Annotated in this window: 19 protein-coding genes and 2 pseudogenes; 13 read left to right on the forward strand and 8 right to left on the reverse strand. The window is 61.5% G+C overall.

From position 1 onward, the window contains the following. Nucleotides 1-684, reverse strand: a pseudogene (locus tag IVB32_RS16815) (transporter); the annotation flags it as partial. Nucleotides 685-814: 130 nt separating this feature from the next. Between IVB32_RS16815 and IVB32_RS16820 the strand changes: the two are divergent. The 6 genes from IVB32_RS16820 to IVB32_RS16845 all read left to right on the forward strand — a co-directional run bounded on the left by IVB32_RS16820 (nucleotide 815) and on the right by IVB32_RS16845 (nucleotide 8,958). Continuing rightward, entirely contained in the window at nucleotides 815-1,489 is a 675-nt protein-coding gene (locus tag IVB32_RS16820; RefSeq protein WP_247364666.1) for a YoaK family protein, read from the forward strand. Then, nucleotides 1,486-3,222 (forward strand): SulP family inorganic anion transporter, encoded by a 1,737-nt coding sequence (locus IVB32_RS16825; RefSeq protein WP_247410768.1) that lies wholly within the window; start codon nucleotides 1,486-1,488, stop codon nucleotides 3,220-3,222. The genes IVB32_RS16820 and IVB32_RS16825 overlap by 4 nt, the downstream gene beginning before the upstream one ends. A gap of 168 nt (nucleotides 3,223-3,390) precedes the next feature. After that, nucleotides 3,391-6,144 carry a decarboxylase gene (locus IVB32_RS16830; protein WP_247362274.1) on the forward strand — a complete coding sequence of 918 codons (2,754 nt, stop codon included), beginning with the start codon at nucleotides 3,391-3,393 and terminating at the stop codon, nucleotides 6,142-6,144. A 14-nt stretch (nucleotides 6,145-6,158) separates the two neighbouring features. Then, nucleotides 6,159-7,859: a transporter gene (locus IVB32_RS16835; protein ID WP_247368047.1), complete on the forward strand. Its 1,701-nt coding sequence runs from the start codon at nucleotides 6,159-6,161 to the stop codon at nucleotides 7,857-7,859. 31 nt (nucleotides 7,860-7,890) lie between these two features. Then, complete coding sequence (locus tag IVB32_RS16840; protein ID WP_247362280.1) at nucleotides 7,891-8,325, forward strand: hypothetical protein; 435 nt, start codon at nucleotides 7,891-7,893, stop codon at nucleotides 8,323-8,325. Nucleotides 8,326-8,502: 177 nt separating this feature from the next. After that, nucleotides 8,503-8,958 carry a hypothetical protein gene (locus tag IVB32_RS16845; protein WP_247362282.1) on the forward strand — a complete coding sequence of 152 codons (456 nt, stop codon included), beginning with the start codon at nucleotides 8,503-8,505 and terminating at the stop codon, nucleotides 8,956-8,958. 99 nt (nucleotides 8,959-9,057) lie between these two features. On the opposite strand, the gene ppk2 is transcribed toward IVB32_RS16845, so the two are convergent. Next, the gene (ppk2, locus tag IVB32_RS16850; protein ID WP_247362285.1) at nucleotides 9,058-9,858 is read right to left on the reverse strand and encodes a polyphosphate kinase 2; all 801 of its coding nucleotides are present in this window, start codon (nucleotides 9,856-9,858) and stop codon (nucleotides 9,058-9,060) included. A 36-nt stretch (nucleotides 9,859-9,894) separates the two neighbouring features. Next, nucleotides 9,895-10,347: a hypothetical protein gene (locus tag IVB32_RS16855; RefSeq protein WP_247362288.1), complete on the reverse strand. Its 453-nt coding sequence runs from the start codon at nucleotides 10,345-10,347 to the stop codon at nucleotides 9,895-9,897. Nucleotides 10,348-10,507: 160 nt separating this feature from the next. Between IVB32_RS16855 and IVB32_RS16860 the strand changes: the two genes are divergently transcribed. The 6 genes and pseudogenes from IVB32_RS16860 (at nucleotide 10,508) to IVB32_RS16885 (ending at nucleotide 16,761) form a co-directional block, all read left to right on the forward strand. After that, entirely contained in the window at nucleotides 10,508-10,939 is a 432-nt protein-coding gene (locus IVB32_RS16860; RefSeq protein WP_231190719.1) for a hypothetical protein, read from the forward strand. After that, nucleotides 10,932-12,164 carry a biotin/lipoyl-binding protein gene (locus IVB32_RS16865; RefSeq protein ID WP_247362291.1) on the forward strand — a complete coding sequence of 411 codons (1,233 nt, stop codon included), beginning with the start codon at nucleotides 10,932-10,934 and terminating at the stop codon, nucleotides 12,162-12,164. Before IVB32_RS16860 ends, IVB32_RS16865 begins: the two co-directional genes overlap by 8 nt. Before the next feature lie 113 nt (nucleotides 12,165-12,277). Next, a complete protein-coding gene (locus IVB32_RS16870; protein WP_247364671.1) occupies nucleotides 12,278-13,597 on the forward strand; it encodes a TAXI family TRAP transporter solute-binding subunit in 1,320 nt (439 codons plus the stop codon). 154 nt (nucleotides 13,598-13,751) lie between these two features. Next, entirely contained in the window at nucleotides 13,752-15,395 is a 1,644-nt protein-coding gene (locus IVB32_RS16875; protein ID WP_247368051.1) for a DUF3300 domain-containing protein, read from the forward strand. After that, a pseudogene (locus tag IVB32_RS16880) lies at nucleotides 15,392-16,310 on the forward strand (DUF2950 domain-containing protein). The gene IVB32_RS16875 and the pseudogene IVB32_RS16880 overlap by 4 nt, the downstream one beginning before the upstream one ends. A 49-nt stretch (nucleotides 16,311-16,359) precedes the next feature. Next, a complete protein-coding gene (locus tag IVB32_RS16885; protein WP_247362300.1) occupies nucleotides 16,360-16,761 on the forward strand; it encodes a hypothetical protein in 402 nt (133 codons plus the stop codon). Between the two features lie 39 nt (nucleotides 16,762-16,800). Here the strand turns inward: IVB32_RS16885 and IVB32_RS16890 are convergent, their stop codons facing one another. The 4 genes from IVB32_RS16890 to IVB32_RS16905 form a co-directional block, all read right to left on the reverse strand. Next, nucleotides 16,801-18,495 carry an MASE4 domain-containing protein gene (locus IVB32_RS16890; protein ID WP_247362303.1) on the reverse strand — a complete coding sequence of 565 codons (1,695 nt, stop codon included), beginning with the start codon at nucleotides 18,493-18,495 and terminating at the stop codon, nucleotides 16,801-16,803. A 169-nt stretch (nucleotides 18,496-18,664) separates the two neighbouring features. Further along, entirely contained in the window at nucleotides 18,665-18,862 is a 198-nt protein-coding gene (locus IVB32_RS16895; RefSeq protein WP_247362306.1) for a hypothetical protein, read from the reverse strand. 278 nt (nucleotides 18,863-19,140) lie between these two features. Further along, nucleotides 19,141-20,139, reverse strand: coding sequence for a hypothetical protein (locus IVB32_RS16900; protein WP_247362309.1), 999 nt, complete (start codon nucleotides 20,137-20,139; stop codon nucleotides 19,141-19,143). Between the two features lie 202 nt (nucleotides 20,140-20,341). Continuing rightward, nucleotides 20,342-21,220: a hypothetical protein gene (locus IVB32_RS16905; RefSeq protein ID WP_162496436.1), complete on the reverse strand. Its 879-nt coding sequence runs from the start codon at nucleotides 21,218-21,220 to the stop codon at nucleotides 20,342-20,344. A 12-nt stretch (nucleotides 21,221-21,232) separates the two neighbouring features. On the opposite strand from IVB32_RS16905, the gene IVB32_RS16910 reads away from it, so the two are divergent. Then, the gene (locus IVB32_RS16910) at nucleotides 21,233-22,063 is read left to right on the forward strand and encodes a hypothetical protein (protein WP_247410770.1); all 831 of its coding nucleotides are present in this window, start codon (nucleotides 21,233-21,235) and stop codon (nucleotides 22,061-22,063) included. 89 nt (nucleotides 22,064-22,152) lie between these two features. Here IVB32_RS16910 and IVB32_RS16915 read toward each other — a convergent pair whose 3' ends face one another. Then, on the reverse strand, nucleotides 22,153-23,739 hold the full coding sequence (locus IVB32_RS16915; protein ID WP_085383663.1) for a class I SAM-dependent methyltransferase: 1,587 nt from the start codon (nucleotides 23,737-23,739) through the stop codon (nucleotides 22,153-22,155). Nucleotide 23,740: the final 1 nt, after the last annotated feature.

Raw genomic sequence — 23,740 nt, forward strand, 5'->3', positions numbered from 1 at the left:
CGCCGCTGCCGACACCCGGTACGCGCGCGCCTGGAACTTTCGATAATGCAGATTTTCGGTCTGCGGCGGGTTTCCTCCTGACAGCTCCGCTTCCAGCTTCGCAGCCTCCGCCTTCAAATCGATCCGCATCAATTTCGGCGCGACAAAGGGTACGAACAGAAGCGTGAGGATGTAACCAAGGACGTACGTCACCGCGTATCCGGCGGCGATATTCGCCTCCTGCTGCTCCAGCACGTCCTTGGCGAGCCCGAGTTGGGCCAGCGCGCCGGACGCGGTGCCGATCACCGAAGATTGCGTCAGGGCTCCCGCAGCGAGCCCCGAAGCGGTGCCGGGACCGAGTGCGAATGCCTTGGCAAATATGAGAACGATGACAAGCCCGGTGCCGCCAAGCACGAGCGCGAGGGCGACCTGCGCCAAGGTCCGGATGCTCAGAGAAGCAAAGAACTCTGGCCCCGACCGGTACCCGATCGTGAATACGAACAGGCTGAAGAGGATGACTCTCAGTAGCGCTGGAAATGTGAAGGTGCCGAGCTGCCCGATCAGGACCGCCACGATGAGCGTGCATGCGGTGGTGCCGATCGAAAATCCAAAAATACGGACGCGGCCAAGGATGGTGCCGAGCGCGACCGACAGCAGCAGGAAGATTTCCGGCGCGGCAGAGATGATCCACCTGACGGTAATCATGGCGCATTGCCTCCAGTAGTTAGGGGCCAATCTCGTTGCCGAAAGCTGGCGACAGTTGATCCAGATCAATCCTGGTCGGCGGCAAGCTCGCTTCTTGTGGAGCCTCAAGAGTCAAAGCCGACCTTCGGACATGAGCACGATGGATACTGCCGCTGCTTCGTCGATACGCCGCGACGAAACGGTGCCGATTGCGCTGCTGCTTGCCTTCGCCGGGGGCTATATCGACGCCTTTACGTGGATCATCCACGGCGTGATGGCCAATGCCCAGACCGCAAACCTTGTGCTGTTGTGGGTTTATGGCTCGATCGGAAATTGGACGAAGGCGCTGCACTTCGTTCCGCCGATCCTTGCATTCGCCGCCGGTATCCTGGTCGCTGCATGGCTGCGACGGGCAACCGGAGCGCGCGCCAGCGCGATCGGTACGCTGATCGAAATCCTGCTGCTGGTTACTATCGCCATCCTGCACAATCGCCTGCCGGATCTTGCGGGAACGCTTGGCATTTCCTTCGTCGCCGCCGTACAGAGCGCCGTCTTCACGAGGGTCGAAGGCGTGCTCTACAGCTCCGTCATGATCACGGGCAACATGCGGCAGGCGATTGAAGGTGTGTTTGCTGTAGCGTCTGGCGAGGGGGCGCTACGGCTCCCCGGCATTTTCGTTGTCTTGTGTATCACGTTCGGCCTCGGCGCGGCTCTTGGCGCCTTCGCGACCAAGCAGATCCCGAATTTGGCGCTCGGTGTCCCCGTGATCGCGCTGCTGGTTGTGCTGTTGCGTTGCGAAAGTCCAGGCGAGGAGGCCAGCTCATGACCTCATCCAACCGCAGATCGCGCTGGACTTTCCTGTTTCCGCCGGCGACATGGTTGGCGCAGTACCGTAGCGCTTGGCTGCGTTCGGACGCCATCGCCGGCATTACGCTTGCGGCGTACGCCCTCCCTGTGTCACTTGCCTATGCGACGCTGGCGGGCCTGCCGCCTCAGATCGGCATCTACGGCTACATGCTCGGCGGCATCGGCTATGCGCTGCTGGGGTCGTCGCGCCAGCTTGCAATAGGTCCAACCTCGGCGATCTCGCTGATGATTGCGGCGACCGTCGGGACGCTGGCCGGCGGAGACGCGGCGAAATATGCCGAGATCGCGAGCCTGGCCGCCTGCGCGGTGGCGCTGCTGTGCCTGATCGCCTGGTTGTTCAAGCTCAGCGTTCTCGTCCGCTTGGTGAGCGACAGTATCCTGGTCGGTTTCAAGGCCGGCGCGGGACTTACCATCATGATGAGCCAGTTGCCGAGCCTGTTCGGCGTTGCCGGAGGCGGTCACAATTTTTTCGATCGCGCCATCAAGCTCGCGGGTCAGCTCGGCGGCATCAATTGGCTGGTTCTGGCGATCGGAGCCCTCGCTCTCTTGTCCCTGCTTGTGGGAGAGCGGTGGCTGCGGGGAAAGCCGGTCGGGCTCACGATCATGGCGCTATCGATCATGCTGGCGACACTGCTTGGCCTTCCATCGCTTGGCGTGCCGGTGACCGGCAAAATTCCGGAGGGATTGCCGGCGTTTGGACTACCCAGCTTTGGTCTGTTGGAGCCGGACGAACTGTTCCCGCTGGCTGCGGGATGCGTGCTGCTGGCCTATATCGAAGGTGTCTCCGCCGCGCGCAGCTTTGCTGCCAAGCATGGCTATGCCCTTGATGTCCGTCAGGAGTTTTTGGGGCTTGGCGCGGCCAACCTCGTCGCCGCATTCGGCCACGGCTACCCCGTGGCGGGCGGATTGTCGCAATCTGCCGTCAATGACAATGCGGGGGCGCGCACGCCCCTGGCTCTGGTGATCTGTTCGACGACGCTGGCACTGTGCCTGCTGTTCTTCACGGGAGCCCTGACGAATCTGCCCAAGGCGGTGCTGGCGGCGATCGTCTTTGCTGCCGTTTACAGGCTGGTGGACATCCGCGCGCTGTTGCGGATGTGGCAGGTCAGCCGCATCGACTTTAACGCTGCGGCAATTGCGCTGGTATCCGTGCTGCTCCTGGGGATATTGCAAGGCGTTCTGCTGGCGGCGATTGCCTCGATTGTCCTGCTCCTGGCGCGAGCCTCACGTCCGAATGTCGCCTTCCTCGGCCGGCTCCCGGGCACCGGCCGCTACTCCGATGATGCGAGGCACGAAGGCGTCGAGCCATTGGTCGGTATCATCGCCTTTCGACCGGAAGCCTCGCTGCTTTACATCAATGCCGAAACAATCCTGGAAACAGTGTCGGATGCCTTGCTGAAGTCGGCCGATATCAGGCTGGTTGTCTGCGATCTCTCCGCTTCGCCCTACATTGATTTGGCTGGGGCGCGCATGTTGCACGACCTTCACGACAAGCTCGCCTCGGTCCATATCGCCTTCTGCATCGTCGGTGCACATGCACAATTGCGCGATCTGCTGCGGGCCGAGGGATTGGCGGAAAAGACCGACAGTGCGATTTGGCTTCGCTCGGTCGACAGCGTGCTCGGTGAAAGCAAGCAATCGTCTGATCCCATATCGGAGGATCCGGCCGGCGTGTTGGCCACCCGGCTCTGATCCGATCTCTCTCGCCTGCAATCGGAATCGGGCAACCACCTCGGACGATATTGCATCGCGAGGTGCTTCGGGTCTCTTCAAGATGCGCGTCCGTTGACTTGGATCAATAAACCGAGGTGAGCGGGCATCACGATCCGGCTGCGACCTCGCAAAGATCCGGAGAGAGACATGTCCAAGGACGCCAAGCCTGCAGAGAAGCGCATCGATCAGTTCATTTCCGGGCCCGGCGGACGGGCAGACAACTGGCGCGATCTGGTCGAAGCAGCCAAAGCATGGGCGCGCGGCGGCGACCGTGCGATGTTTGACGCGGCCCTGGCCGATCTCTCCGTGATAGAGGAGTTTCACGGCTATCCGGGGCTGCAGTTGATGGCGGCTTTGCGGGAAGCCGCCTCGGCCGGGGATGCGGCGGGTTCACTTGCTCTCGCGACGCGCATTACGCAGGCGTTGATGACGAGATCCTTCCGCCAGCTTGCCGGCGACTGGGATGCCAAGGACGACGGCGACGGTGATGCGCCCGAGCTTGTGCCGTCAACTTTCGGATCGCATGCAGCTCGGCGACCCTATTTCGAAACGCTGGTCGTCACCGGCGTCTCCTCCGAGAAGTGGCCAGCTCTCGCTGCCGAATGGCGCAAGTTGCGGCGTCCGGTCGATTCGTTCGTCTATGAGCCGGTGATCGTCGGAAGTCTGGAAGACGCCTTCTGCGCGACGATGCTCAACCCCAATATCGCCGCCGTCGTCATCAACGAGGGGTTCGCTCTGCGCTCGCGTCACGACGCGCCGGTATTGCGCACCATGACCGCCGCCGCGGGGATCAATGACGAGTCGGACGCGTCCGCGCTCCGGCTAGCCCACGTCATCAAGCGGGTACGTCCCGAGCTCGACATCTATCTGATGTCGAATCGCGACGTCGAGGAAATGGCGGGGAACCCCGAGGCCAATGTGGCTCGGCGGATATTCTACTCCATCGAGGAGCTCCTCGAGCTCCATCTCTCCATCCTCGAAGGGATCCAGGATCGATTCGATACGCCATTCTTCGACAACCTGAAGAAATACGCGCAACGCCCGATCGGCACGTTCCATGCGCTGCCGATCGCTCGCGGCAAATCTGTCTTCAGGTCGGACTGGATCCGCGACATGGGCGAGTTCTATGGCTTGAATCTGTTCCTGGCCGAAAGCAGCGCCACCACCGGCGGCCTCGACAGCCTGCTGGAGCCGACCGGCACCATCAAGAAAGCGCAGGACAAGGCGGCACGCGCGCTCGGCGCGGATCGCGTGTTCTTCGTGACCAACGGCACCTCGACCTCCAACAAGATGGCGGTGCAGGCGCTGCTCGGGCCAGGCGATATCGCGATCGTGGATCGCAACTGCCACAAGTCGCACCACTACGGCATGGTTCTGGCCGGCGCCCAGCCGATCTATGTCGAAGCGTTCCCGATGACCGAGTATTCGATGTACGGCGCGGTGCCGCTGCAGACCATCAAGCAGGCGCTGCTGAATGCGCGGGCAGATGGCCGGCTGGACCGCGTCAAGATGCTCGACCTGACCAACTGCACCTTCGACGGCCACATCTATAACACCCGCCGGGTGATGGAGGAATGCCTCGCGATCAAGCCCGATCTGATCTTCCTGTGGGATGAAGCCTGGTTCGGCTTTGCACGCTTCTCGCCGTTCCTGCGGCGGCGGACCGCGATGGGCGCCGCGAACGAGATCGAGGCCTGGATGCACGACCCGAAATCGGTTGCGGCTTACGAGAAGCAGCAGGCCGAGCTCGACAAGAATCCATCGGACGAGGTGCTGCTCAAGACCCGACTGATTCCCGATCCGCGTCAGATCCGCTTGCGCGTCTACCAGACCAACTCGACCCACAAGTCGATGTCGGCAATCCGGCAGGGCTCGATGCTGTCGGTCAAGGACGTCGAATTCCATACCGTCGAGCAACAGTTCAAGGAGGCGGTGTTCACGCACGCGTCGACCAGCCCGAACCAGCAGCTCATCGCGAGCCTCGACGTCTCGCGGCGTCAGATGGAGCTCGAGGGCTATGGTCTGGTAGCGAACGCGATCGAAATCGCGTTCGCGATCCGCAAAGCGGTCAACAACAATCCACTGATCTCGAAATACTTCCGGATTCTCGGTGCGGACGCGATGGTGCCGGCGCAATACCGCCAGAGCGGCTTCACCGACTATCTGGCCACCGGCACAAACTGGGCGAGTGTCCTGAAGAGCCTTGACGACGACGAGTTCTGCCTCGATCCGACCCGCATGACGTTGGTGTGCGGCACCGCCGGATACGACGGTACGCAGTTCAAGGGAATCCTGGCAAACGAGTACAACATCCAGATCAACAAGACCTCGCGCAATTCGGTGCTGTTCCAGTCCAACATCAACAATACCCGCAGCGATGTTGCGCATCTGGTGAGGGTGCTGGCCGAGATTGCGGGCGAGGTCGATCGTGGACTGGTTCAGGGTGGCGCCAATGCGAAGAAGACCTTCGAGGCGCGGGTCAAGAGCCTGATGACCGATGTGCCCGACCTGCCGAACTTCTCGCAGTTCCACGACAGTTTCCGTGGCGATGCCGGCACCAGGACCAATGAGGGCGATATCCGCAGCGGCTTCTACTCGGCCTACGACGCGGCGGGATGCGAATATATCCGGCTCGGCGATCCCGAGATCGACCGTCGCCTCAAGGCCGGTCCCGACCTCGTCTCTGCCAGTTTCGTGATCCCGTATCCGCCGGGCTTCCCGATCATGGTGCCGGGGCAGGTCATCACCCAGGAAACCATCGACTTCATGCGCAAGCTCGATGTGAAGGAAATCCACGGCTACGACGCCAAGGAGGGGCTGAAGCTCGTACGTGCCGAAGCCCTGGCGAAGATTGGCCGGCCCAAGCCCGGCGCCGCGCCGAAGCTGAAGGCGGCATCGTAATAAAGGGGACGGACATGCAGAGCTTTTTCACGTTCTTGCAGCAGAACCCGTTTCTGTTGCTGTTCTTCGTCGTTGGCCTCGCCGTCTGGATCGGCCGTGCGAGCATCAAGGGTTACGGCCTCGGCATGGTCGCCGGCGCCATCGTGGTGGGCGCAGCCCTTTCGGTTTGGGCGTCGGTCTACGGCGTGAAGCTTGAGCTGAACACGTTCGCCAAGAGTCTGTTCTACTATTTGTTCATGTATGGCGTCGGCTTACGTGTGGGACCGTCCTTCATCAACAGCCTGAAGGGCGACGGTCTCAAGTTCTGCATCCTGGCGCTGGTGTCGAGCGTTCTCGGTCTGGCGCTTGTCGTTATGCTTTCAAAGCTCTTTGCGCTGCCGATCGGCGCTGCCGGCGGCATGCTGGCGGGGTCGCAGACGATGTCCGCCGCGATCGGCTCAGCCGAGCAGGCCATCACCTCAGGTGTCGTCAAGCTTCCTGACGGCATGAAGCCCGAGGACGCGTCGGGCATGATCGCGCTGTCCTACGGCATTACCTATATCTGGGGCACAGTCGGCATCATCTTGATCTGCAAATACCTGCCGCGCTGGTGGGGCGTCGATGCCAAGGCGGCTGCCAGGCAATACGAGAAGGAATTTGGCGTCAAGGATCTCGAGGGTGGCGGCCTGACCGGCTATCGGCAGTTCGGCCTGCGCGCCTACCGGCTCGAAAATCCGGCCCAGGTCGGCATGAGCATCGCCAAATTCCGCACGATCAACCCGGAATACCGCATCGTCAACGTGGTGCGAGGCGGTCAGCCGTTGGGAGCCGATCCCGACGTCGTGCTGCAAAAGGGAGACCTCGTCGCGCTCGGTGGCGCGACCGAGCATCTGACCGACAAGATGGGACTGATTGGCCCTGAGGTTGCCGACGCCAAGGCGCTCGGCATTCCCATGGATCAGGCGGACATCCTGGTCACCAACAAGGAGATGGTCGGACGCACCTTCGAGTCCTTCCGTGAGACCGCGATTGCCGGCCAGCTGCAGGTCACCAAGGTCGAACGTGGCGGCGTGCAGATTCCGGCCGGTCTCAAGACGGAGTTGCAGCGGATGGACATCGTCTCGGTGGTCGGTATCAAGTCGGCCGTCAACGAGCTCGGCGAGATGTGGGGACGCATTGCGCGGACCAACACTTCGACCGATCTGCTGACGCTCGCCGCCGGCATGATCATCGGCTTCCTGATCGGGATGATCGAATTTCCAGCCTTCGGCGCCAAGATCGGCCTCGGCAATGCCGGCGGACTGCTGCTGTCCGGCGTGATCGTCTCGTCGCTGGTCTCCCGACTGCGCTTCTTCGGCAACACACCGAACGCGGCGCGCAATGTGCTGGAGGATCTCGGCCTCGTGGTCTTCGTCGCCATCGTCGGCATCAATGCCGGCGCCGGGTTGTTGGCGCAGCTCACGGGTGCGGTCGCGTTGAAGATCTTCGTCGCTGGCTTCATCGCCTGCACGATCCCGCCGTTCGTCGTCTGGGCGATCGGCTTCCACGTCTTCAAGATCAATCCGGCCGTGCTGATGGGCGGCGTTGCCGGTGCGCGGTCGCACTCCGGTCCGTGCCGCGAAGCCGCGGTGGAAATCCAGAGCTCCGTGCCCTGGATCGGGTTCCCAGTCGGCTACGCCGTATCGGGCATTCTGCTCACCGTGTTTGGCTACTTCGCGATGATACTGGCTCAATAGATCGGCATAACAACCAGAGGAAACGAATCTCATGAGAAAAGTCGCCATCCGTGTCGCCTTGACTGCTCTGCTGATAAGTGCCGGCTTCAGCACGCCGTCGCAGGCAGAGACCGGCCAGGTCGCCGTGGTCTTCACCAAAGGCGGATTCATCGTCGGCGTCGGTGGCGGCGAGGGCGTTCTGCTGCTGCGGGGCCACAAATATCCCTTCACCGTCTCGGGCATGAGCGTCGGCTTCACAATCGGCGCCTCGACCACCAAGCTGGTCGGCCGCGCTCTTAACCTGAGGGGGCCGGAGTCGATCGAAGGCTCTTATGCTGTGGGCGGTGCGGGCGGTGCCGTCGCCGCCGGCGCAGGTGCCGTTCAGCTGCAAAACGGCAACGGCGTGATTCTGCAGCTTAGCGGGCCGAAGGTCGGTGCGGAGCTGTCAGCCGCTGTGGGGGGCGTGACGATAGCTTTGAAGCGGTAGAGCGGCAGTCGCGCCGCTTCGGCGGTCGCGGCGCTCTAGCTTGAATGGCGGCTGCTTCTCTCATGCACATAGGTCAGGGAAGCGGCCGCAACTCAGTGCCACGTTCGGGTGCCAACCGCGTTCCGCGAGGCATCGTCGAAAGCGGATCACGGCACCCATATCGAGGGAGGACATGCCATGCTTCGTTATCTTCTGGCTCTTGTTGCGGCCGTCGTTCTTCTCACGGCCACGCTCATTCCCGATGATGCCTATGCCCGCCGCGGAGGTGGCGGTGGTGGCTATCGTGGAGGTGGAGGGGGCATGCGCGCCGGAGGTTTTCATGGCGGCGCCGTTCACGCCGGACGGATCCATGGCGGAGGCGGGCGCCACTATGCAGGAGGTCCGCGGCCAAGCCATCCGATCGCCGGTCGTCCTGGCCGTCCAGGTTACCCCGTTGCGGGCCGTCCCGGTCGTCCGGTCGCCGGTTATCCCGGAGGCTATCCGCGATATGGCTATCGAGGCGCGGCTTACGGTGCCGCCGCCGTCGGTGCGGCCGCCGCGGGCGCCTACGGATACTACAACAACAACTACAATAACGGTTGTTATCAGGACACGTACGGCAATTGGGTCTGCCCCAACCAGTATCCGTATTGAAAGAATGCGCTGCTGACGGACCCAGCGAAGTCCGTCGGCAGCATCGATCTGACCGTCAACGATCGGACCGCGCCCGCCGTGCGGCCCGCGATCACTTCGTCAATATCGTTCCGCGACGAAGTTCATCCCGCGCAAGGGGGCCTGGTCATTGTAACGTCCCTTGTCGGAGCGCTTCGGCAGCTTCACCTTGTCCTTCTTGATCCGCTTGTGCGGGATAGCCTCCAGGATGTGCGCGATACAGTTCAGCCGCGCCCGCCGCTTGTCGTCGGACCGAATGATGTACCAAGGCGCGTCCTTCGTGCTCGTCTTCTTGAGCATCAGGTCGCGCGCGCGCGAATAATCATACCAGCGCTTGAAGGATTCGATGTCCATTGGGCTGAGCTTCCATTGCCGCACCGGATCGTCGATGCGGGCGTTGAAGCGGCGCTCCTGCTCGTCCAACCCGACCTCGAGCCAGATCTTGATCAGGATGATGCCGCCGTCGATGGCGTACTTTTCCATTTGCGGGCAGAGCGCGAGGAAACGATCGTGCTCGGCGGGCGAGCAGAATCCCATGACATACTCGACGCCGGCCCGATTGTACCAGCTCCGGTCGAAGATCACGATCTCGCCCCCGGCCGGAAACTGCTTCATGTAGCGCTGGAAGAAAAGCTGCGTCTTTTCGCGATCCGATGGCGCCGGCAGTGCCACCACCCGGAACACGCGCGGGCTGACCTTTTCCGTGATCGCCTTGATCGTGCCGCCCTTGCCGGCCGCGTCGCGGCCTTCGAACAGGACGATGACCCGAAGTCTATTTTCCTTCACATAATCCTGAAGATGGCAAAGCTCGATCTGGAGCTTTTCGAGCTCCTTCTCGTAGTCCTTGCGCTTCATCCGCTCTGTGGCTCGATCCTTCGCCATGCTGCTCCGCCTTCCGTCAATCCGGCCGAAACGTGATCAGTCGCCCCACGAAATGATGACGCCGATATCCCCGGGCACGCCGCCAGGAAAGTCGATGACCTGATAGCCGATCCGGTAGCCGCGCGGCTTGAGGTATTCGGTCCAGAGCTCGAATATCTCTTTTGGAATTCCCGTCAGCGTTTTCTCCCATCCTCCCTCCATCTGGTTGATGGCGCGGCCCTTGTCGGTGCACAGGGTGTTCGGGAAGCGGTAGACCTGCACCTCGGTCAGACCGTTGCGAACCGCGCGCTGGATGATGGTCGAGGCGAGCTTGATCTTCTCCTCCTCGGTCTTGCCGGACGGCTTGCTCAGCCGCTCGATCAGGGCGCGCTTCTCGGCTTCGGCGGCGGCGGCGAGGCGCACATATTCTTCGGCCTTTTTAGTGTCTTCGAGCGCCGCTTCCTTGCGGATTTGCGCGGCGTGGGGGATGAGATCATCGATGCCGGGCATGACTGACGAGCTCCTGGCTTGCTGTGGGGTAGAGTCAGGGCTAGGCTAGGTTCCGCGCCGTTCGGACCTTTGATTCATATCAATCAATTTCTCGCCTGCGTTGCCACGGTCGTTGTCTAGAGCGCGTACTGCCCTCATTCCTTTTGGTGGAGAGCTACCGTTGACCGAGCAAATTCACCCGTTGGCCCCGCATCATCTGCCGTTCTATCTCGCGCCGGGAAGCGGCACGGACGTGCTGATGGTGGTGATGGGGATCTTCCTGATCGGCAGCGTGCTCTGGGTCGGTACGCTCTATTGGAAGCTGCACAGCCTCCCCGAACGAATGGCGCACAAGTCGCAGAAGCTGCAGTTCGAGATCGTGGCCGTGCTGGGCATCATCTCGCTCTTTACGCACATGCACATTTTCTGGGTGGCCGGTCTTCTGCTCGCGATGATCGACCTACCGGATTTCGGCACGCCGCTGCGGAGCATCGCAGGCTCGGTCGAGAGAATCGCTGACGCGGCGCCCGGTGAGGGCCGCGAGCCCGAACTGCCAATCCTGCCGCCGGTCGAGAAGCCGATCGTCAAGGGGAAGGAACACAGCCATGTTTGAGCTCATGTTCTGCTCTCTTCTGACCATCCTGCCGGACTACCTCTACCGCCGCTATGCCCAAGGCAAACGTTTCGGCAAAGAGATCACGTTCTTTTCCATTTGGTACGAATTGCGATGGGGCATCACCGGCTGCCTGATGCTCACGATTTCTCTGATCACGATGATCTTCTACTTTCATCCGTCGACGACCTCGGCCACGCTCTATTTCCGCACGGTGCCGATCCTGCCCGAGGGTTCGGGCCGCGTCGCGGAAGTCAATGTCGGCTACAGCGAGGCAGTGAAGAAAGGCGACGTACTTTTCAGGCTGGACAGTTCGAAGCAAAAGGCGGCTTTGGAGACGGCCACTCGCAAGATCGCTGAGGTCGATGCCGCGATGACAAGCGCGGAAAACGACGTGGTCAAGGCCGAAGCGCAGATCCAGGAAGCCAAGGCCAGCCTTCAGCAGGCCAAGGACGAGTTGGACGTGAAGACGGAATTGCAGCGCCGCAACCCCGGCATCGTCCCGCAACGCGATATCGAGAAATTACAGGTCGTGGTCAACCAGCGGCAGGCTGGTGTGGACTCGGCCACTGCGTCCAAGACGTCGGCGACGTTGCGGCTTTCAACCCTGTTGCCGGCTGAAAAAGCGAGCGCCCAGGCGGCGTTGGCCGAAGCGCAGGTCGATCTGGACAAGACCTTCGTTCGCGCCGGCGTCGATGGCCGCGTGGAGCAATTCCTGGTCCGCACCGGTGATGTCGTCAATCAGCTGATGCGGCCGGCCGGCGTGCTGGTTCCGGACGGCGCCGGCCGGCGCGCCTTGCAGGCCGGCTTTGGTCAGATCGAGGCACAGGTGATGAAGGTCGGCATGGTGGCGGAAGCAACCTGCATCTCGAAGCCGTGGGTGATCATTCCCATGGTCGTCACCAGTGTTCAGGATTACATCGCAGCCGGCCAGTTCCGAAGCGGTGAGCAGCTGATCGAGGCGCAGAACGTCGGGCGGCCCGGCACGATCCTGGCCTTCCTTGAGCCCCTCTACAAGGGCGGCCTCGAAGGCGTGACGCCGGGTAGCAGCTGCATCGTCAATGCCTATACCAGCAATCACGAGGAGATATCCGCGAAGGAGACGGGCACGGGTCGGGCCGTCGCTCTGCATGTTGTCGACGGTGTCGGCCTCGTGCACGCCATGCTCTTGCGGATTCAGGCGCTGCTGCTGCCGATCAAGACGCTGGTGCTGAGCGGGCACTGACCGGCTTCGCTTTGGTTTGAATCGCACTTCGGTTCGGCGATGCGCCTCAGTTGAGCCGGTCTGGCATCATGAGCCAGTCCGACCACCCAGCGCATATTCACTATGAGGGCCACATGGTCCCTGCAAAAATGCCGATCTGGCTTCGTTCCTTCATTGTCGCCAGCGCTGTTGTGCTCGTGCTTGGAGCGGGCCTGTTCGGCTACCGCTGGTACTCTCACCCGACGACGCTGACCATCGCGGTCGGGTCGCTGGATGGCGAAGCCACGCGTCTGGTATCGGCGTTGGCGAGCCGGCTTGCCGTGGTGAACGCCCCGGTCCGGCTCAGACTGGTGGAAACGACCAACGCGGTTGATGCTGCCGAGCAGTTTGCGGCGGAAAAGGTCGAGCTTGCTGTCGTCCGCGGCGACGTCGGCGACCTATCGCAGGCGCAGGCTATCGTGGTTCTCGCCCACGCCGTTGTCCTGCTGGTTGCGCCGCCGGGCTCCTCCATTACCGAAATCGCTGGTCTGAAGCGCACCAGCGTCGGCGTGATCGGCGGCGAGATAAATCGCAAGGTCGTCGACGTCCTCAGCGACGAATACGGCCTCGGACGCGCCAACGTGTCATTCCGCAATCTCCAACCGGCAGACGCGCGGCGGGCACTCGATGCCAAGGAGGTACGGGCGATTCTGATCGTCGTTCCTCTTGCCGAAAAGTATCTGGCCCTCTTGCGCGGTCTCTTTCTGCAGACGCCGAAGACCGCGCCGGTCCTCCTTCCCGTCGAGGCGGCTGGTGCCATCGCGGAAAAGCAGCGCGCCTATGAAAGCTTCGATGTCCCGAAGGGCACGTTGCGCGGTTCGCCGCCTGTCCCGAGCGAGGATCTTACCACGCTGCGGGTTTCGTTCTATGTGGTCGCGCAAAAGCAGCTCAGCGCAGAGGTGGCGGGCAGCCTGGCCGACGCGCTGATGAAGGCGCGCAGGGACCTGCTCGGCGAATTGCCGATACTCTCTCAAATGACCGCGCCGAGCACGGATTCGGACGCCTTTCTCCCGGTTCATCCCGGCGCCGCGGCATTCTACAACGGAACGCAGCAGAGCTTTCTGGACGAATGGGGAAACATCATCTTTCTCGCGCCCATGATTTTCGGCGGCCTCATCTCGGTACTGGCGGCTGCCTGGAAATTCCTTCGGGTAGGCGATCCATCGAAGGCCGAACGGGGGCTGGACTTGCTGTATGCGTTGGGTGTGCGGATACGCAGGGCGGAGGCAGTAGCCGAACTGTCCGATATCGAGGCCGAAATCGACCGGGTTCTCCAGGCTCAGCAGGCCAAAGCCGCGGCAGGAGACGAAAATGCGCTCGATGTCACGACCTTGAATGTCGCGGCGCATCGCCTTCAGAGCCTGATTCATGATCGCCGGGTTTTGCTGTCCGCGCTCCCGGGCTCCAGCGCCTGAGCGGCGCGGCCGGATCTCGACCGGATCAAACGTCGGGCCGCCGTGGAATGTATAGCGCGGACTTCGAGAGAGCTCCTTGTTCCTTGATCTTGATCAATAAAGGTCACTGATCGTCCAAGATGCTTGGCCCAATGAGGGTTCAAGGGAGGACGCGATGCTTCGTTGCGGTAGAACTCTGATCGCGATGGTCCTGCTCTTGGCGCCCGTGCCCGCGGCAGCCCAAACTGCGGACACTTCGGCCGCCTCAGGTGCCCAAGCCCAAACGCCGGGTCAGCCGCGGGCGGCTGCCGAAATGCTCAAGCCCGAGCAGCTCGAAGCTCTGGTCGCACCGATCGCGCTCTATCCCGACGAGTTGCTTGCCAACGTGCTGGCGGCATCCACCTATCCTCTGGAAGTCGTTCAGGCCGATCGCTGGCTGAAAGAGCACAAGACTCTGAGGGGTGATGCCCTAAAGACTGAAGTCGAGAAGCAGCCGTGGGATGACAGCATCAAGGCGCTGGCCTCGACTGCTGAGGTCCTTTCCATGATGAGCGACAAGCTCGACTGGACCAAGGTGCTGGGCGACGCGGTGCTCGCGCAGCAATCGGATGTGATGGATGCGGTCCAGCGGCTGCGGACCAAGGCTTATGACAACAAGAAGCTGCTGACCACCACGCAGCAGAAGGTGAGCGTCAAGACCGAGGAAAGCAGGCAGGTGGTCGTGATCGAGCCGGCGGTTCCCGATACGATGTACGTGCCGTACTACGAGCCTGCGACGGTCTACGGCGCGTGGCCCTACACCGAGTATCCACCATATTACTTCGGCTACCCGTCCTACATCGGCGCAGGCGTCGTCGCGGCGGGTCTCGCGTTCGGCACAGCCTGGGCTATCGGTCGCTGGGGCAATTATTGGGGCGGCGGCTGCAACTGGGGTAACCGCAACGTCTATATCAATCACCGCACCACCAACATCGGAACTGGCTGGCAGCACAATCCGTCGCATCGCCAAGGGGTACGCTACAACAACGCCAACGTTCAGCAGCGCTTCGGCAATAGCAATCTGAAGGCCGGCGCCGCCGACCGCATGGATTTCCGCGGCCGCGACGGACAGCAAGTCTTGAAGCCGGGACAGGATCGGCCTGGTGGCGCAGATCGCGCTGGGGATCGTGCGGCAGATCGCGCTGGCGACCGAGGTGGCGACCGTCAAGGCGCCGGGGATCGCGCCAAGGCGGGAGGCGATCGCGCCAAAGGCGGTGGCGATCGCGCGGCCAAGGGCGGTGGTGCCAAGAATGCCGGCGCAAAGAGTGCTGGCCCTAAAGCCGGCGGCGCCAAGGGCGGGGGCGCCAAAGCCGCGAACCGCGGTGGTAGCGGAAGCGTGCTGAACGTGTCGTCGGGCCGCTCGGCGGCCGCAGCATCGGCGCGTGGTCATGCGAGCATGGCGAGCATGGGACCGCGCGGTGGCGGTGGCGGAGGTGCGAGCTTCGCCGGCCGAGGCGGCGGCGGAGGCTTCCAGGGTGGCGGAGGCCGTGGTGGTGGTGGTGGCGGCGGACGGCGTTCCGATATCGCGCTGAAGCATGACGTCGTTCTGCTCGGCCATCTCGCAAGCGGTCTTGGTTATTACCGCTTCAGCTATATCGGCAGCGACAAGGCCTATGTCGGCGTCATTGCGCAAGAAGTCGAGGACGTGAAGCCGGTAGCCGTCACCCGCGGAGCCGACGGCTATCTCCGGGTCTATTACGAAAAGCTCGGTCTGAAATTCCGTACCTATCGCGACTGGCTCGAGAGCGGCGCGCGGATTCCTGGCGAGGTGACGCCATGATGGGTTTGAAGTCGCTTCGTCTCGCCATCTTGCCGGCCATTATTGCGCTTGGGCTCCTGAGCTCGCCATCCCTTGCGCAGCAGTCCTATCCGACACCGGAGGATGCGGCAGGGGCGCTCGCTGCCGCCGTGAAAAGTGGGCCGGACCGGGCCATCCTGAAAGTCCTCGGCAGCGCTGCCGAGGACATCGTTTCCTCCGGCGACGAGGTCGCCGACGTCGACATCCGGAAACGCTTCACCTCGATGTATGATGCGAAGCATGCGATCAAGGCGGAAGGTAACAGGAAGGCAGTGCTGATGTTGGGTCCGGACGACTTTCCGTTCCCCGATTCCGCTCGTCAACACCAGGACCGGCTGGGAATTCGATACCGCCGAAGGCCGCATTGAGGTCCTGTATCGCCGCATCGGCCGCAATGAACTCGACGCGATCCAGACCAGTCTCGCCTTTGTCGATGCCGAGAACGAATACGCCGACAAGGATCGCGGTGAGGGTACTGGCGTGTACGCGCAGCGCATCGTCAGCAGCGCAGGCAAGAAGGACGGGTTGTTCTGGCGCGACGACAGCGACCCGAGCCCGCTCGGTGCATTGGCGGCGCAGGCTTCGGCCGAAGGCTACAAGGCCGAGGAGGGGCCGGCGCCCTATCATGGCTACTATTTCCGCATCCTGAAGGGGCAGGGATCGAACACGCCAGGCGGCGCGCTGAACTATATCGTCAACGGCAAGATGATCGGAGGTTTCGCACTGGTCGCCTGGCCGGCCGAGTACGGCAATTCCGGCGTCATGACCTTCCTGGTCAACCATGCGGGCGTTGTCTACCAGAAGGATCTCGGGCCTCGGACCAAGGTCCTCGTTTCCCGCATCAGCGCGTTCGATCCGGACCAGACCTGGAAGAAGCTGGATGGTGTAAAACCCTGAGCGACGCACGCAGATCTTGCGTGGGCTTCTTTGGCGTTTGGCACGCCTCGTGCTGCTCGCACTCCTTATCCCGACGACCCCGTCGTTTGCACAGGCATCCGCGCAGGTCCGGATCAAGATCGTAAAGGCGGGGCTGCTCGTGGGCGGTGGCGCTGGGAGCGGCGTGCTGACCTATCGCGGCCGCCATCATCCGTTCCGCATCAGCGGGGTAAGCTTGGGTTTTACCGTCGGCGCTACCGTTGGGTGGCTCGAGGGCTGGGCTTCAGGCATTCGAGAGGTCAGCGATTTTGCCGGCGCATACAGCTCGGTCGGTGGCGGGGCTGCCCTGATCGGCGGCATCAATGGCGCTCAGCTGCGCAACGACAAAGGGGTCACGATGGTGCTGCAGGGACCAAAAGCCGGGGTGGAATTCGCCGCTAATCTCAGCACAATCATGATCTCTCTGAAGTGAGCGCGCGAAAGGCGGAATGGTCGTGACGGTCCCGTACCGTCATTGCACCGAAGCGGGGGCGGAGACGGGCATTTCCAGCTCGAAAACGGAGCCCCTGACGTCCGATTTGACCAGCCTCAGCTTTCCACCGCACCTTCCGACCAGGTTGGAGGAGATGGCCAGCCCCAACCCCATACCGCCTTGTTTCGTCGTGAAGAACGGATCGAAGATGCGCTCTTGGTGACGGGGTGTGATGCCGGTGCCGGAGTCTTCTACGGACAAATGGACCGTTGCGCCACCATCAAGGCTGGTTTTCATACGGAGCTGTCGTTGATCGGCGGGGACAGAACTCATTGCGTCAAGCGCGTTTTTGCAGAGGTTCAGGACAATCTGCTGAAGCTCAGTGCCGCCCAGAGCGACTGGGGGAATGTTGCCCTGAAACTCCGTAATTACTGATACGCCATTGGCAAGGAGATCGTGCCTCAACAGTCGCAGCGCAAGCTCGGCGACATCCTCGACGTTTGCTGAAGCGCCGCCCTGCGCCGTTTTGATTGTCATCTCGCGAATGTTCGATATGATGTCAGCGGCGCGGCTGCTGTCCGCTTCGATGTCAGACAGGATGTTTTCGAGGTCCTCCAATTCAAGGGGGGCAGCTCGCAGGTGACTGAGGCCTGTCGCAGCATTGAGCGAGATGGCCCCCAATGGCGATCTTAGCTCGTGGGCGATCGCGCCAGTGACCGCGTCGATGCTGAGAAGCCGGTTCGCTCGTTCGCGTCGTTGCAGGGCAATGACGCTGGCAAGGCGCGAATAGATAAACATCGTTTCGATGAGCAATACGGTCAGCAACATGCAACTGCCGACGAGAACGAAACCGCGTGCTGCGTACCAACCGATGGTGAACCGAACCGAGCTGCCGATGATTGCTACCAGAAAGTTCGGCAAGTAGGCGAGCAAAGTCACCATCAGCCAAAGGTCAAGAATGGTGCGCATGCGTGCAAACAAAACGGTGAGAGCAGTCAGATTCCATAGCAAAAGTATCAGGTTGACCTGATTGCCGAGAGGGGTCTGGTGCCTGACGTCGTTCACGTAGAAATTAGGAAGCCATTCGGCTTTCGCGTTCACGATCCACGCCAGTCCTGCCACGGCGGCGCCGATGCACCCGACAACTATTATGATCGCGGCTGTTGCAGGTTTGCCTGGTTTGCCGCCGGCGGTATGATCCTTCGTGAACCCGTAGCCGAAAATCGCCGCGGGGAACGTTGCGTGCCATAGCACGTAAAGCCAAGCGGGGCTGTTCAGTCCATCCCCAATGACACCCGCGGAAGCGTATCCGTTCGGAAAGGCGAGCGTTTGCAAGAATGCGAATGATCCGCTGAAAACGTATCCGCTTGCCAGTGCGAGAAGTGCCCGTTGAGGCTGGATCGAAAATTGAGCAAATAGCAGGGCTGCCGTGATGAACTCGGCCAAGGCCAACGCGGTCTGCAACACTGGAACGAAACCATTAATCTGGCCCAATTGGATCCGGGCGAACGGCGCGATGACCGCTGCAAGGACGATGAGCAAGACGGCGACACCCACCGCCCAGGCCTTTTGACGAGGGGTTGCGGGGATGTTCGCGATGATCAGTGGGAATTCTTGCTCATCATCGTAAGCGGGCTCGGCGGCTGCGTTGGCTGATCGCTGGCTCGCTGGCGCAATGCCCGGCCCTGATGCTGTCGCACCGCCGACAAGTCCCATGAACTTGCGCTGGCTCATGCCGCCTCCGGGCCACGAGACAGCATCTTACTCGTCCCCACGCCCGTTGAAAGCCCGTGAGGGCAGACCAGGTTGAAGCCTCTCCGAGGAACGATCATGAAGCTTTGCGCCGCGTATACACCGGAATCCTGCAAGGACTGTGCGAAGCTTGCTATAGCTTTCCCCAACCTTAATCCACAATAGTGTCGCGCCGGTTCACCGCGCCGGGGATAATCATCCGGATCGTTGCTCGCCGGTTGAGCCGGTAACATACCGGAAATTCGTCATGCGGGGCAATGTGCTGGTGTCGAGTTTGGTTGGTGTAGATTTGAACCTCGATCGATGATTTTGCGGTCTGGATTTCGTCGGCGGCTGCGAGGGCGAGCAAATTGTACGTCGAGCCGAGGCTATTCTGACCGCGGATGTCCCGAGCTATGCGCCGCGCGCTAGCGACGCAGAAAACAATCTGCCAGGACGTCGATTGCCTGTCGCATGGCGGCCGCGCAATTCTTCTCCGTGTGCTTGCGCTATGAAGCTGACCAGCACGCTGGACAAGTCGTAAAACTACTCTCGGAGAGAGGAAGAATGCGCTACCGCACCGCGGCGAATTATCGGCGTGTTGGTGCATCACTTGAGTAAGCTCCCGACCACTCCCTTGCGACGGACCTACTCCAGGTGCCTTGCGCGCAGATCTTGAAGGTCCTTTTTCAATGCCGCCAGATCCAGCCCGCGAGGAAAAGTGAGGCGTCCAGATCGGATCACGAGCCGGACGTACGGATAGCGTTCCTCGGCAAGCATCGGCAAACTGATTTTGTATTTGTGCCAATCTTCAACGATGTGTGCCTGTTGCTCGACGTTGTATGAGTCCCAGGAGTCGCCGGGCGTGTAATCGTAGCCGGCACCGATTGTCTGCGCCCAGAAAGAGCGCGCCATCGTCCAGTTCGAATCGTTGAACGCCTGCCACACATGGGTCATTTCGTGCACGAAGAGGTCGCAAATTCGACCGAAGTTGTCGCACAGGAGGCCGAAGGTGGGGCTAGGAGATGCCAGGTTACTGAACGCGACATTGCCAAGATTGATGGCATACCGCATGCTCGGCACCATGGGATTGCTTCCTCTAAAGAACGGTCCGTCGTTCGTCCACGGTCTTCCGCCTGCTCCCAGGCCATTGGTAATCGCGATCGTCTCCCACGGCGGCAGGGTCGGGCCAAAGACGTTGCGCGCGAAATCCCGTTCGCTGACGTCCAGCACGCGGGCGAAGTCGGGTCGGCTTCCTTCACATGCCGGTGGGATCGGGGCCACTGGGGTGGGCGCAACCGGTGGAATGGGCGCAATCGGCGGGGGAGGCGGCGTACCTGGCGGTAGATAGATGAAGCCGCCTTTCCATCCACCTTTCCCGCCGGTCGTACCGGAAGAAAACGCAAAATTCTGGCGGTCGGGCGATATCGCGCGGCAGCCTACATACTCGGCCAGGTACCAGTTCACCTGCCTTGCGGCTTGTTGGAAATCGCGCTGTTTGACGAGCTTGATGCCCGGAAAATTGAACTCGATGAGGTCCCATGGATCGATGCCGATCCGCTTGGCGAGGGATATCCAAGTCTCGCCTGCCGCCACCGCATGTCGCGTTCCCGCTGGCGGTACGTAGCTTTCGACGACAGGCTTCAAGGGTCTTTCCTGGTTCGGCAATGTAAGGACCTCCCTTGCTGAGTCCTGCAGAACTACCCGATCTTGCCGCCAATATTCATTGGTCGCCGTTACTTTGAGGCGGTTCGATGGTTCCATTCCATTCGGGCCGCGAACAGGTAGGCTAGGGAGGAGCCTCATTCGTAGCTTGGAGGCGTGGACAATCGAACCAGCAATCTCCGCTTTAGCGCCGGCCTTTTGACCTCGAGCCTAGCAGGTCATGCGTGCCGCTGACGCTCACGGTTCCGGAGCACTCGAAACCGCCGAAAATTCCGCAGGAGCCGGTGACCGTGACGCGCAGATCTTTGCGCTGGTACATGTCGACCGAAACGCCCACGCGCGAAAAGTCGTTCGCGCTGTTCGGCAATATCAAGTCGATGTGTTCGGCCGCCCAACGCGGCACATGTGAGTTGCTCTTCCAGAACAGCTCGTTGCCGGCGTGGTGCATGAAGTTCGGCCCGACCGTAAGGGCACCGTCCACGCCCTCGAACACGAAGCCTGTTTCGTCGATGTGCACGTTCACCCGGTCGGGTGCTACTGCGAAATGCAGCGAGGTGATGTCCTGGGGCTGCGGGTCTTTGCCGAATTGCGAGCTGTAGGCATCGCTCCATTGTCCGCGGTCGCGTCCGAGCCCGAAGCCGTGCCGGCCCGGGAGATCCCGCGTTGAGAGTGGCTTGTCGGACAGCTTTGGGCGCCAGATCTCCCGAAACCCCTTGCCGATCGTTGCCGCCATCGACAGATCGAGAGCCCAATGCGACGCCTTTTCCGGGCTTTGCCCTTCGGCGAATGCGTCGAATCCGTCCGTCGTCTTGGCAATGCGCAGCTTCTTGATCAGCTCTTCCCAGTCCTTGGGCAGGAAGGTGACGCCGTCGAGCGTGGTCGTCGCGGCAGCGACACCATACTTCTCGAGTTGGTGTCGGATGTAGGGCTTCTCGTCATAAAGGCGCACATTCGGGTTGGCGCCGGCAAAGTAATTCTTCAAATCGATCTGCGGTCGCAGCATGGTCAATCGCGCCGCGATCTTCCGGTAAGTGTCGGTCGTCGTCGGATCGGTCGTCGTCATGGCGCGCCCTCCGTGGCAATCCTCACCTCAGATTGGTCTCGCCCGAACGGGTTCGGGTTCAATGTCTGCTCGTTCTATGAAGTTGCCGAAGGCCCCATGCCAATTCCGGCAAAAGTCAAACCCCTATTGCCCCAGCACCGATGCAGTTTGAACCCGCCAACTGGAATCGGCGACCACTATGCAGGGGGTACTTTAAGCGGCGAGGATGATCAGATGTCACTGCGAGGCAGGGTATTGGATATACTCAATGGGCCGGCGGTCGCACGCATTCGTTTCCGATTTCCGATCCGCGGCAGCCACGTGACGATTGCGCCGCAAACGTTCCATCACGTCGCCCGCGCGATCCGGTTGGGGCGGGTCACCGTCAGGGCTCCGACGGATCTCGCGGCAGGCGTTGCCGCACAATATAACGATGTGGCGAGAACCAGGGCGGACGGCACAGCGGTCGCTGCGAACACGCTGGAGGTCGTGTCGGCGGCGGGGCGGATGGACGGAGCCTATATCGTCCATGAGAGCCTGCATGCAGCCTACGATCTGTTGCGTACCGGCCTCGACGCCAATGCCGAAGAGGCGTCCGCGTACGTCTGCACGGCGCTCTATTGCCGCATGACCGGCCTCCCGCGGCCGCGCTGGGCCAACGGCCCGATTTACGCCAATGCCGCTGAGGTCGCCAAAACGTTACTGTCGCAATACCAAAAGGGCGATCCTGGCATTCCCTGGGTCGGCGAGAGTGAATGGCGGATGCTGCGCGCCGGCGTGGGCCTTCATCCGGTCTATACCAGCGGACCCGGTGGTATTCTCACCGGATGGCTGCTCGGCCAGCAGTACACCCACGATGGCTGAGTGATGGGCACCTCGCCTGTTTCGGGAGGTAGCAGATCTTCTGGTTCCTTCCGCCACTCCTTCCACGGTGCCCGGCGCACATGAGCGCGTCAGGCGATTAGCAAGCCCAGCTTGCCGACCATCGCAAGCGAGCGTTGAACGCTTTCTCGCGTTGATAGCAGCAGCGGCTCGGCGGGCTTCCTGGCACGATCCTTCTGACCTACCTGGATGGTCGGGCCGAATTTCTCGGTCATTTCGGCCGTGATCTGGTCGATAGTCCGCGTACCATCGAGCAATTGCAGGAAATCCCTGGTTCGGTCGTCCTCCAACTGCACGGTTTGGTGGAGGAGATTGGTGACGAGCGGACCTGTTTGCGCTTGTTTTCGCGCGAGCAGGCTCGCCTGCGGATGCTCGGTCGCTTCCGTCAATAAGAAGGGACGCGACAGCAGGAACGAGACCTCGCCGCTGCAAGCTAGGATAAACATCGCCTCGGTCAACGCCTTTTGGTCATCATCTGCCTGCCCGCCGCCAAGCAGCACTCGCGCCCCATCGAGCAATTCGTCAAATGACAGCGCGCGAGGCCAAGCGCGGCCGAGGCATAGGTGCGCCGCCTTCAAGAGCGAATTGGTCACCGTGATCCTGCTACCGTCCTCATTTTCGAATTCCATCGCTGAATCGTCCGTTACGCAGGCGTCCGGATCAACCGGGCTCGTCGTGCTCAGCAAATAGAACCGGGTGACGAAATCGAGGTCGGTCTGGCGGGAGAGCGAGACGTTGTCGTGGCAGAGCAAGGTACGGCGAAAGCCGTTACCGTCGATAAAGTCCTGATACTGATCGCGTGCCATGAACTCGGTTTCCGGGAAGCGTTGCAACGTCGCGCGTACCTCCTCGGAATAGCCCGCCAGATTGCGTCGCGAGAAATCGGCGTCGCTTAGATATTGCAAGCCATGAGAGCCTGCAAGCTCGACAACCTCGTGCAGCAGGAAGGCCTCGGCGCCTTCGTCGAGATCGTCATGAAACAACAGCTCGTCGGGCGCCTTGAGGACGCGGTTGTACTGATCGCGCATGATCGCGCCGTGAACCGAGTTGGCTTTCGATCCCTCGCTCAAGAACTTCAAGATTGCGCGGGCCTGTCCTACTTTTTCTTTCATGCCGGTGAGGCGGCGGGTGTGATACCGCATCATGTCGCGGACCATGTCGCGCATATGTGAGAACGGGTGCGCATTGTAACTGACGTAGCAGACCCCCTGCGGCGCGAGGTTCTGTTTGAAGATCATCATCATCTTCTCGCGCACCGCCGGTGGCACCCAGGAATACACGCCGTGCGCGATGATGTAGTCGAACCGTCCGAAGCTTGCATCGACATTCATGATGTCGCAGTGGAGAAGCTTGATGTTCTCCAGGCCCAATGTAGCGACATTGTTCTGACCGCGCTCGATCGTCACGCCGCTCAGGTCGACACCGACGAATTCGCTGTTCGGGTATTGAAAGGCCATCGGCAACAGGTTGCCGCCGACGCCGCAGCCAAGCTCCAGCACCCGGCAACGCTCGACCGGCGCCGGCTGCATGCCGTAAACGGCGGCCATGGTAGCAAGATGGTTGGGATGAGTAAGCCCATAAACATGGCCCGGGTAGTAGACCTCGTCGTATGGCGTTGGACCGATGTTTGGGTGACGATGCTCGGTTTGAATGTTCATC

Origin of the sequence: Bradyrhizobium sp. 23, from assembly GCF_023073295.1 — a bacterium.
Taxonomy (GTDB): domain Bacteria; phylum Pseudomonadota; class Alphaproteobacteria; order Rhizobiales; family Xanthobacteraceae; genus Bradyrhizobium; species Bradyrhizobium canariense_D.